10 protein-coding genes are annotated in these 11,587 nt (G+C 55.0%); 1 reads left to right on the plus strand and 9 read right to left on the minus strand.

Going from position 1 to position 11,587, the window contains the following annotated elements:
- The 9 genes from ABX962_RS18365 to ABX962_RS18405 form a co-directional block, all read right to left on the minus strand.
- Positions 1 to 248, minus strand: a 248-nt coding sequence (locus tag ABX962_RS18365) for an FAD-dependent oxidoreductase (protein ID WP_372721490.1), incomplete at its 3' end; no start/stop codon positions are given.
- Positions 249 to 412: 164 nt separating this feature from the next.
- Positions 413 to 1,210 (minus strand): DUF1080 domain-containing protein, encoded by a 798-nt coding sequence (locus ABX962_RS18370; protein ID WP_372721491.1) that lies wholly within the window; start codon positions 1,208 to 1,210, stop codon positions 413 to 415.
- Between the two features lie 200 nt (positions 1,211 to 1,410).
- Complete coding sequence (locus ABX962_RS18375; protein WP_372721492.1) at positions 1,411 to 2,823, minus strand: DUF1501 domain-containing protein; 1,413 nt, start codon at positions 2,821 to 2,823, stop codon at positions 1,411 to 1,413.
- Between the two features lie 58 nt (positions 2,824 to 2,881).
- On the minus strand, positions 2,882 to 5,785 hold the full coding sequence (locus ABX962_RS18380) for a DUF1553 domain-containing protein (protein WP_372721493.1): 2,904 nt from the start codon (positions 5,783 to 5,785) through the stop codon (positions 2,882 to 2,884).
- A gap of 150 nt (positions 5,786 to 5,935) precedes the next feature.
- Positions 5,936 to 7,258 (minus strand): Gfo/Idh/MocA family protein, encoded by a 1,323-nt coding sequence (locus tag ABX962_RS18385; protein ID WP_372721494.1) that lies wholly within the window; start codon positions 7,256 to 7,258, stop codon positions 5,936 to 5,938.
- A 57-nt stretch (positions 7,259 to 7,315) separates the two neighbouring features.
- Positions 7,316 to 8,593, minus strand: a complete 1,278-nt coding sequence (locus ABX962_RS18390; protein WP_372721495.1) for a PQQ-binding-like beta-propeller repeat protein — start codon at positions 8,591 to 8,593, stop codon at positions 7,316 to 7,318.
- 59 nt (positions 8,594 to 8,652) lie between these two features.
- Positions 8,653 to 9,156, minus strand: coding sequence for a hypothetical protein (locus ABX962_RS18395; protein ID WP_372721496.1), 504 nt, complete (start codon positions 9,154 to 9,156; stop codon positions 8,653 to 8,655).
- 301 nt (positions 9,157 to 9,457) lie between these two features.
- A complete protein-coding gene (locus tag ABX962_RS18400; RefSeq protein ID WP_372721497.1) occupies positions 9,458 to 10,156 on the minus strand; it encodes a tRNA (adenine(22)-N(1))-methyltransferase TrmK in 699 nt (232 codons plus the stop codon).
- A gap of 14 nt (positions 10,157 to 10,170) precedes the next feature.
- Complete coding sequence (locus tag ABX962_RS18405; protein ID WP_372721498.1) at positions 10,171 to 11,172, minus strand: TIGR00266 family protein; 1,002 nt, start codon at positions 11,170 to 11,172, stop codon at positions 10,171 to 10,173.
- 220 nt (positions 11,173 to 11,392) lie between these two features.
- Between ABX962_RS18405 and ABX962_RS18410 the strand changes: the two genes are divergently transcribed.
- A partial coding sequence (locus ABX962_RS18410; protein ID WP_372721499.1) for a DUF3859 domain-containing protein occupies positions 11,393 to 11,587 on the plus strand: 195 nt, incomplete at its 3' end.

Here is an 11,587-nt window from a genome sequence, read left to right on the forward strand (position 1 = left end):
GAATCGCTAAAGCAGAGACCGCCGGTGTTGACGCCGCCCACGTGATCGGTGGGTTCAAGCAGAATCACCGAGGCACCTTCGCGGGCCGCAGCAATCGCCGCGCAGAAACCGCCCGGCGTCGAGCCATAGACGATCACATCGGCTTCGGTCGCCGCTGGGGACGGGCCGGTGATGCCGATCAGCAGTGCGACAGCCAAGAGCACTCGTTTGCAAAGGGAATGAAGTAGCGTCTTGGTAATGGAAACCATGGTGGGAATGATCTTGAGGTGGGGCGAGGGTAACGCCGTGAACGATTTTCAGGTAGCTACCTTCGCCAGAAGGTGGTGATCCGCATTGGTCGTCAACAATCCACGCTCTGGCGAGCGTAGCTGCGAAACGCAAATGCGGTAATTTGCAGCCTAAAAAAAGCTCGTTACTGCGTCAGTTCTTTGACGCGGATGTCACGCCACAGCACCGTGCCGCTTTTGCCGGCATGGATTTGCAGTCCAAAGAAGCCCTCGGGATAAGTGCCATCGTCGACCCAGTGGGCTGCGGGAACACCGTTGAGCCATGTTTTGACGACGTTGCCTTTGGCCATGATTGTCAAGCGATTCCAGTCGGTTTTCTTTAGTGCCGCGCGGACCTCTTGATGCTCTTTCAACCACAGCGGATAGAAGTAACCACCGCAGCTTTGACCGTAGATGCCGCCGGACCAATGGCGGTCGCCGGTAATCCCTTCCATTTCCGCTTGCGGTCCAAACACGGTTTCCGACTTGACGCCCTTCTTCGATTCGGATGTCTTCGACTGAGCGCGAAACATCACACCCGAGTTTCCGTTGACTTCCCATTTCATCTCGCATGTAAAGATGAAATCACGATAGTCATCTTTGTCGGTGGACAGGTAAGTGCTTGGCGATCCAGGGACGCAGGTTCCCTTCAGCACTCCGTCGTTCGCTTCGAACGTACACGTGCCGCCCTTGGGGGACCAACCAGTCAAATCTTTTCCGTTGAACAGGGAGGTGAACCCTTCGGACAAGTCGGGTTCCGCGTCGGTGTTCAATAACATCTCATCGGCGGGTGGAATGTTTTGTTGATTCTTGTACTTTTCGTACCAATCCTTTTGCTGTGGATCGACTTCGCCGGCCGCTGCGACGGCTCCGCCGATGACCATTCCGCAAACGAGACTAAACATGGCCCACGGTTTGCGAACCGTGATGGATTGAAGCAACATTTTGATTCCTGTTTTTGATACAAGGTTAAACTTTGATTCTTGATTGCAAGATCCTAACACGGGGAAACCTCCTTTTCGCCCCCTTGGTTGTCGCAACCGCCTCAGCAACGCAAAAAACGAGTGGGATTAATGACGCTCGACCCAAATGACGAATTTAACGGCGTAGCAGCCTTCGCCAGACGATGGACAAGACCCAATCGTTACGCCAAAACCTCACGGACCACCTCCCCATGGACGTTTGTCAAACGCCGCTGGATGCCATTGTGGTAGAACGTTAGTTTTTCGTGATCGATACCGAACAAATGCAGAACCGTCGCATGGAAATCGTGCCAAGGGATGGGACGCTCAACCGCCTTCCAACCAAGTTCGTCGGTGCTGCCAACCGCGATTCCTGGCTTCAATCCCGCACCGGCCATCCAGCAACTGAATCCGTAGCGATTGTGGTCGCGTCCTGGGCCGACCTGATTCGCGGCAGACTGAGCGAACGGGGTGCGACCAAATTCGGTAGTGAACAACACCAGTGTGTCTTCCAACATGCCACGCTGTTTCAAATCACGCAGTAGGGCGGCGACCGGTTTGTCGATACGTCCCGCTTCGACCGTGTGGTTTTCTTTGACGTTTTCGTGAGCATCCCAGCTGGCGCGTGGACTTCCTGCAATCGGTCCTCCGGAAAACAATTGCACAAAGCGCACGCCCTGTTCCAACAACCGTCGTCCCAGCAAGCAACGTCTGCCCATATCGGCGGTCTGTTTCTCGTGGATGCCGTACGCGTGTTGCGTGGTCAGCGATTCGTCCGAAAAACGGCTGACGGCGGGAATCGACGTTTGCATCTTGGCCGCCAATTCGTATGCCTTCACTCGCGCTATCAATGCTGCATCCTGCGGGTTGCGATCGGCGTGAGCGCGGTTGACTTGATTAATAAATTCGCGGGTCGCAGTGTCCGCCGAACTCAAATTCTGAGCCGGGAATAAGTCTCGAACCGGTTGATCGCCACCGCGAAGCACCACGCCTTGATGGTTCGATGGCAAGAACGAACTACTCCATGTCGATGCACCGGTATTGGGCGCCCCGCGTTCATCATTCAGCACGACGTAGGCCGGCAGCGTTTCATTATCCATTCCCATCCCATAGGAAATCCAGCTTCCCATCGAAGGGAAACCATTGAACTCGAAACCACTATTGGCCAAGAACAGTGCCGGAGTATGATTCGCCGACTTCGATTCCATCGACCGCAAAATCGTCAGATCGTCGGCTAACTCGGCAATGTGGGGAAACATTTCAGAGATAAGCAGTCCACTTTCTCCGCGAGGTTTGAAGTCCCAGTCCTGCTTACGCAATAAACCCATTTGCCCAAAGAACAAATCCACTTGCTCGTCGGTTTGCAGCGATTTGCCGTGCATCTTCGTGAGTGCGGGCTTCGGATCAAACGAGTCGACATGACTGAGTCCACCGACAAGACAGATGTGGATCGCCCGTTTTGCTTTTGCCTGCACCGTCACTTCCGAGGCCGACGCGGAGGGTGTCTCGCGATGGATCAGCGATGCCAATGCGGTGGCGCCAAGACCGCTAACACCCCAATTGAAAAAGTCGCGACGGGTTGTAGTCGAGTTCATCCAATCAACTCCCCACGCGGTATCAGATCACTTGCATTTGACATCGATGGTGCCTTTCTCAATTCATGACAAATTCGTTGGCATTAAAAAGGCCGCGGCACAATGCCGCCAAACCGTGATCGCGAACAAGTTGCTCGGAAAGCACTCGCTCCTCTTCGCTGGGGGCACGCGCGATCGCCAATCGCCATGCTCGCGTCACTTGCCCAGGAATGTCATTCTGGAATTCGGACCGAACTCGTTCCGCCATTGCATCGGCCATCTGTAAAACAAACGAGTTGTTCAAGAGACTCAGTGCCTGGAGCGGCGTTGTCGTCACGGCGCGACGGGGTGCGGTGGATGCGGAATCGGGACAATCAAATGTATCCAGCAACGCACTTCGTCCACCGCGCGGATTAAAACGGTAAACCGTTCGTCGCCAAAATGCTTCGTCGTTGGTATCGAGCGGTTCGTAATAGGTCGTGCCGTTGTTTTCCGTCACCGAGACGTCGATGAAACTAGGTCCGCCTGCGGCGGCGTCCAATTTTCCGCTAACGGCCAACATCGCATCGCGAATCACTTCCGCCTCGAACCGACGTGTCGTACCTCTCCACAACAAGCGGTTGTTTGCGTCAATCGCTTGTCCTTTGGCATTTCGGTCCGGTGCAAGACCGTGTGCAGCTTGGCGATACGTTTTCGAGGTCACAATTGCATGATGCAAAGATTTCATCCGATAGTCATTGCCACGAAATTGCCAAGCAAGATACTCAAGCAGTTCGGGATGCGTCGGACGGCCGCCGTTAAAGCCGAGATCGTTGGGAGTATCGACGATGCCAACGCCAAAATGATAGTGCCAGATGCGGTTGACCATCACGCGAGCCAGTAGCGGGTTGGCATTGCTGGTGACCCAGTCGGCGAGTTTGCGGCGACGCTCGGCTTCGGGGGCATCCACAGCCAAATCAAAATTGCCCGAGATTCCCGCCACGGCCTGCAATCCTGCGGGCGCCACGACGTCACCGACATTGGCGGGATCACCACGCAATAACACATGTGTGGTTGCGCCAGACCCAGGCGTCAACGTATAGATTTTGGCCTGGCTCTCGGCAGTGTGCTGCTCGATTGCCGCTCGCGTATCAGAAATGGCGTTCTGCAATGATGTACGATGGTTGCGTTCGGCCGGACTTAGTGATGCCACAATTTGCGGTTCGGTGACGTGATCGGCAAAAGTTTTTGAGGACTTTTGGATTTCCTCAGCCGACAACGCGCGGTCGTAGAACGCGGCTCGATACAATTTGGCACGCAAGAATCGATTTCCACCGGCGGGCTTATGCCTCAGCCCGAACAAAATCTGAGCCTGCCCCGCCTCGTAGGTTTGCAAAGGCGATTTTCGAACCGACGTTCCGTAAGCAACCCCGTCACGATAGGCGACGATCGTTCCGTCGGTTTGATAGACCACCGCAATGTGCACAGGACGTGTCACCGCGTCGACTTCTTGGCTTGCCGCAAAAGATTCCGTTCGTGCAAAACCGTTACTGCCCGCCATCCATTGTTTCGGATCTTTCTCGCCAAAAACTATCGCGTCAAAAACGCTGCCATCCGGTCTCTGCAACGAGATCGCCGCGCCGCCGGATTGGTCCAACGTATCAAGTTGAACCCAGGCCTCGAGTGATTTTTCGTTGATCGTCGTCGCAATGGCTGGTGTCTGAACATAACTTTGGCCGTCCAGAATCAACATGCCTGATTCGACTTTGGCGTTTCCAATCGAAGTGCCGTTTAAATCGCCAATGCTGTCGGACAAGTCATCGTCAAATTCCCACCGCGCCAACGCTGGCAAAGGCTTGGTGAGTGCGGTGTTCCCTCCGCTGCGGTCGGCAAGGATCGCACGACGTGCCGCTTGATCGATCGCAGCTAATTCATGCTGTAGCGAGGCGAGTTTGGATGTCAGTTTGTCCAATCGATCTCGATCTTCTGGCGTTTGTTCGACTCGTTCACCGAAGCCGAGCCCCGAGATCGACGACGCCATTTGGTAATACTCTTCCTGCGAAATCGGATCAAATTTGTGGTCGTGACATCGCGCACAATGGACGGTCAGCCCAAGAAAGCTCTGGCTCAGCGTACCCAGCACCTCTTCGATCTCGTCTTGGCGTGCCAATTCACGCATTCGGGGGCTACCGCCGATGACGGTGTTATGAACTCCGGCAACCCAAAATCCAGTCGCTGCGGCTCCCGTGATCCCACCACTGATTTGATCTCCGATCAATTGCTGACGCACAAATTCGTCGTAGGGCATGTCGGCGTTAAGCGACTCGATCACCCAATCGCGATAGTGCCAAGCATTCTTGCGAGCCGCGTTTCGCTCGAAGCCATCGCTTTCACCGAACCGTACCACGTCCAACCAATGTCGCCCCCATCGCTGGCCATAGTGTTTGGATGCCAGTAGATCGGCGACGATATTTTCGTAGGCGGCATCAGATGGATCCGAAACAAACGCCGCGACTTGTTCCGGTGTCGGCGGAAGTCCGATAAGATCAAAATAGACACGACGAATCAACGTGCGTGGATCGGCTTCGGATGCAGGCGTCAGATTCGCATCCTGCAAACGTTTTAAGACAAAAGCATCTATCGGGTTGCGAGACCATCGGTCATTGGAAACCGCAGGGACCGTCGGCTCGGAAAGCGGTTGCAGCGACCACCAATCGCGTCCCGCTCGAGTGGACGTCGACGTCGCATACGGATCGATCGGGCTGGTGCCCCACGCAGCTCCTTCGTCGATCCATTGTTTTAGCGTGCGTTTGTCTTCCGCGCCGAGCGGATGTTTGGGCGGCATCTCGTCGGCGTCAACCCGCTGCCACAACACGCTGTTGCTTGGATTGTGTGGGAGGATCGCGAATCCGCTGTCGGATTCCGACATCGCCATGGCTGCGTCGATAAGCGACAAGCCTCCTTCGGCTTCATCACCCGTGTGACACTCAAGACAATGAGACACAAAAATCGGTGCAACATCGCGGTCGAAAACGATTTTGTGCTCACTGTCATTTTGCTGCGGCCAGCAACACGTCGAACCCATTATGAAAAATGGGAAAACGAGAAGCAGCAGCGTGGATCGCAGGACGGTTGGGAATGTCGAAAATCGCATTTAACCAATCTCAGGATAGGTCCACGGAGCTCGGTATTTGCGTTTTAGAAGTCCGTTGGCTTCGTCATCGCCGATGATGCGTTGGGCGTCGCCATCCCACCGCACGCTGCGTCCGAGTTTGAGCGACAACATACCCAGCAGACTCAGCGTAGTGGCTTGATGACCGATTTCGATATCCGCGGTCGGACGACGACCTGATTCAATCGATTGCAAAAAGTCAGCCCACAGCAATTTTAAATTGTGCCCGTCGGGTTCTTGCAGTTGATGGTCTTCATGCACCACGGGTTTGCGGGCATCGTCCGGATAGAAAGTCCATCCGTCACGCCACCCCATGTGGAACGTCCCCTTGCTTCCGTAGAAATTGCAGCCCACGGTCGACTTCTCTGGACCGGCACCTCCGAATTGGCGATGTTCCCAAATCGCGGTGAAGTCGTCGAATTGATAGGTCGCGATTTGTGAATCGGGGGCGTCCGAGGTTTGCACGTCCTCGTTCAATACGGCTTCGCCACGAACCGGACGACCGCCGGTGGAATGAACGCTTTTGGGAGACTGTTGATCACACCACCACAACATCTGGTCTAACCAGTGCACGCCCCAATCGCCGAGCGTACCGTTAGCAAAATCGAGATATTGGCGAAAACCACCCGGATGGATTTTGCGGTTGTACGGACGCAACGGAGCTGGACCACAATACATGTCCCAATTGAGTGTCTCTGGCGGAGCACTGTTTTTGGTTGGTGTTTCGGCGCCACCGCGGCTGTGGACAAACATTCGCACCAGACCGATGTCGCCGGCCCCCCCCTCTTTCAAGAATTTCATTCCCGAAACATGGTGCGGTCCAATGCGGCGATGCAGTCCCACTTGGACGATGCGATCGGCCGCGCGTGAGGCCTTCAAAATTGCTTGGCTTTCACCGATTGTATGGCCAGTCGGTTTCTCGATGAAAATGTGGGCGCCCGCTTCGATCGCTGCCAACGTATTCAGAGCATGCCAATGATCCGGAGTTGCGATGATCGCAATTTCGATCTCTTCCTTTTCAAACAGTTCGCGAAAATCTGCGTACAGCTTCGGTTCTTCGCCCGACAGATCGTTGATCTCTTCGGCCGCGAGTTCCAATTTGTCTTGGTCGACATCGCAGAGGGCGACGACTTTGGTTTGCCCCGCGGCAATCGCTTCGCGCAAAATGTTCATGCCCCACCAACCCGATCCGATCAGCGCGGTGCGATACTTTTTGTCCTTCGATGCTGCATGAATTTTGGGAGCGGCTGCCAACGTCGAAGCGGCAACGGTGGAAGCGATAAAGGCACGTCGATCGAGAGACATCGAGTGATCATCCTTTGGATGGGGAGGAAGGAGGGAGGGAATCGCGAGTTCCCTATCTTAATCGCGGAGATCGACGCAAGCGACTTGGCCTTGGATCGATCGGCAAAAAACGCGCCCTGATGATAACACCGGGACCGTCCAACATTTGCCATCGAGCACTTTGGCTCGTGAAATCTCGCTGAATCCTGCCGGCGTTGCTGCGGCGAAGACCAATTCGCCCGCTTCGGTCAACAGAATCAGTTTGCCATCGGCCAGGCTCAGTCCACCTGGCTTTGAATCGTCTTCGGACCATACCACGTCACCGGTTTCCCAGTTCAGACAGGTCAGCCGGGCACCGGCCTCCATATCGCCATCGATCCCGTACAAATGGCCATCGTGCAGTAGCGAGCCATGCAGTTGATTCAGCATGTTTTTATTCTTCCAAATCAACTCGGGTTCGCCGTCGGTCAATTTGAACAACGCCGCGCCGCGATTGTATCCCGAGCAAAGAAACATCTTGCCGTCGTGAATGATCGGTTCGGCCGCATTGCAACCAAAACTGGTTAACCAGCGAAGTGACCATTGCGGCTGCCCCGTTTCCAAATCGACTCCGGTAAACGATCGGCCAGATGGAAGCACGATGGTCGTTGTGTTTGGAATCGGAACCGGTGACGCGTAGCCGCACTCGCGGTCCGGGGATGCCCAGATCAATTCGCCATCATGTTTGTTGACGACCGCTCCTGATTCACCCAAGGTCAGTACAAGTTTGTCACCGACGACAAGTGGCGCCGCAGCGAATCCCCATCCAGGAACGCGAACCTCTGCCGCGTCCGCGATTTGTTTTTGCCAGTGGACTTCGCCGGAGGCGGCGTCGAAACAGAACAGTTCACCGGCGCGGCTGAGGACATACACACGGTCACCGTCGATGGTCGGCGTGGTGGTGGGACCGCCTTCGAAGTCACGTGCATCCAAGGGGGCCGGATAAGTGTGTTTCCAAATTAAGCGACCATCGCTGACGTCGACACAGTACACCACGGAATGATCGTCGACATGGCCGAGCGTGTAGGCTCGGTTGTCTTGAACCACCACCGAGGAAAACCCGGTTCCCACGTCGATCGTCCATGCAATCGGCAGCTTGCCCGAGGGCCATTCGGATTGCCAATGGGTTTCGCTCGAAATGCCATTGAGCTCCGGGCCTCGCCATCGATACCAATCTTCGGCATGCAGCAGCGTCGCGGGAACAAAACATGCGATCATACAGACCCCCAGGACCAACATCGCAGGGGCCAGCATCGCAGGGGGCAGCATTTTGGGGGCAACGAAGGTGGGCAATGTTGCAGGGGTAGGAGGTTTCATGCTGCAAGTATAACACGCGTACGACGCAATAGAATCGCAGTCGTCGTGGTGAACTTGACTCAGCGCGAGAGCAATTCGCTGGGCGATAGCAGGGCTTGCTGCTCTGCGGGGCGATCCGATTCGGCGGTCACCGAGGAATGATGGCCGCGAGTCGGTCGGCCCGCTCGTTTCCAAAGTTCCAAATGTTTGTCCTTGGCCTCACGCAAATCGTCTTCGGTTTCGGAGGCGTATTGTTGAGCTTCCGCGATCATTTTCGAGACCGTGCCAAAACGTGGGTCGGCACGCACGGCACTCGATTGCGCCATACTGTCAAGCTGTTGCTGGGTAACGGCAAGTTGTTGTTCAAGTTCGGCGACGCGTGAATGAGCCGATTCAACTTCATCCAGAGTTTCTTCATCAAACTCGACCCCCGCAAACGAACGAATCCCAGCATCACTTAAGATTTCACGAATCGTCGCCGGGGCGAACAGCAGTGCCAGCATCGCCAACACAATGATCAGCTCGCGAATTGCGGCGAATCCATCACGGATTGACGCGTATTTGTTGGGGATGGATTCCGACATGATGCAATAGAACATCCAAAAGAAATGGAAGCGTTTGGCATCTTTTCGCCTATTCAAGCACGCGGCGTCCAGAGCGATTTGGGTGGTCAAAGCGGGGGACTTTGCTAAAGCGTTTCTTGGGGGGCAAATATTGGGGTGAGTTTTTCATCCGGTTTCCACTGCAGTTACCTCTGCCCCGACGAAGTTGGTGGAGAGGTGGCAGAAAACCAAGGCAACTCAGAATCACGACGACATCAAAGTTTTAGCTGTCCGGGCTAATGTCGTCGGCTCACAAGAATAGGCAGAGATTGAGCCTTAAGCCTTAGCGAGCCGCATGCGATGCCAGCACTTTTTGAATCTGATGCAACCGGTGTTCGTAGTCGCCGTCGAGTTTTGTCAGTCCTTGCAGGTAGGCTTGCTCCTCGCGAAGCCGGTCTGCGAACTTGGGCTCCCACCGCTTCATGATCAACGGCCCAAACAACAATGCGGCTTCGAGATCGACATCGGCGTAGGCGGGATCGTTTGGCGTGGATACATCGTGCATGGCGTCCGTCGCTCGTTGCAACGAAATCACCGCGTACGGCCAGTGCCCCCAGGCGATCTGTTCCTCGTTCAAATGAAAACCGTTCCGCAATCCCCAACCACGGACGAGTTCATGTTGGCGATTGGGTTGCAGTACAACGTAATCGGGAACGCGATCAGGTAACGCTTCGAGGATCTTGACGATACTCTCGGCGCCCATGCCACAAATACTCAAACTGGTCAACTCGCCTGGTTCAATCACGGCCAAGCCATCCCCGAAACGGACGTCAGCGGACAGCCCTTTTAGCGCATAGCACGAATTTTCGTACGGCTGCGATTTGTTCTCGACCGCGATCCCTTTGGCAATCCGCTTGCTTCGCAACAGCGACACAAGCAGCCCACCGTGATCCGATCCGATGTCTCCATGGACGACCGACGAATCGCCTTGCGGGTTGATCAGCGAAGCAACGGTTCGCAAACGAATATCTAATTTCGGCATGGCAATCAGAACACTCAGTCGCCGTCCAACAGATTGCCCAGCGAGCCGAGGATAGAGCCTTCGCCTTTGCCGGACGGGCCTGCGTTGGCGACAATGCGTTCGGACAATCGTCGCATTGGCAAGCTTTGTAGCCATACTCGCCCGTGCCCTCGCAGCGTGGCCAGGAACAATCCTTCGCCGCCGAGAAACATGCTTTTTAAATTCCCCGCACGTTCGATGTTGTATTCTATATGGGGTTCAAACGCGACCAAACATCCGGTGTCAACACGCAGCGTCTCGCCGTGCAGTTCACGTTCGATGATCGTGCCGCCGGCATGGATAAACGCCAACCCGTCACCGACCAATTTTTGCATGATGAAACCTTCACCGCCAAACAAACCGGTTCCGATTTTTTTATTAAAGGCGATGGTGACTTGGGTTCCAAACGCCGCGCATAAAAATGCATCCTTTTGACAAATCAGATCGTTGCCGGGGATGGTCGCGAGATCGATAGGAATGATTTTGCCGGGATAGGGCGCCGCAAATGCCACGTGGCTTTTACCCGCACCGGTGTGGGTAAAATGAGTCATGAACAGCGATTCGCCGGTCATGGCTCGTTTGCCGACGCTCATCATTTTGCCAAAGAAACCGGTGTCCGGTGCCGAACCGTCACCCATCTTGGCCTCGAACTGGATGCCTTCTTCCATGTACGTCATCGCACCGGCTTCGGCGATCACCGTTTCGCCTGGATCCAATTCAACGATCACCATCTGCATGTCATTGCCAACGATTTCGTAATCCACTTCATGGCTACGACGACTTGCACCGCCGCCACCGTAACCCGGTTGCGACATGTTCCGAGGGGCTGTGACGCCCGGAAATGCACTGACCGGCACATCCTCGACGATATCGATCGGCTCGGGCAATGCTGGAACTTGCAGGACCGCCGCACACGAGGGGCATTTGACTCGTTTTCCGGCGTAGGTTTCAGGAATTGCCAATTGCTTTCCGCATTGGCAGTGGAGATTGAGGGTCATGAGAGTACTCTGGCAAAATCGACAAGGAATGTTTTGCGGCTTGTATTTCGACCAACGGGCTTGGTAGGAAACCGCTCGGCCTCGCAGCAATCCGATGATCGAAAACAGCCTGCTATTTATAGCGTAAGAAATCATCTCAGGGGGCGCCACTGGGCAAATCACCGGGTATGATCCGAACCCAAATACTGACGTCGACACGCTTTCCCTCTCCCACTTTTCTATGGCGAAACGAAAACCTGAGATCCGGATGCGTACGTTTGGTATCTACACCCAATGGGATGCCGACTCAAAAGAGCTTCCGCGATTCTGCAAATCAACCACCTCCGTGCGAGCCGAGGTTGGCGTCGAATTTGGCTTTGTCGTCAACATCAAAAACGCCAAGAACCAATCGCTGCGTTATTGCATCGATCACCCC

It is taken from the genome of Novipirellula sp. (assembly GCF_041583735.1).
Taxonomy (GTDB): Bacteria; Planctomycetota; Planctomycetia; order Pirellulales; family Pirellulaceae; genus Novipirellula.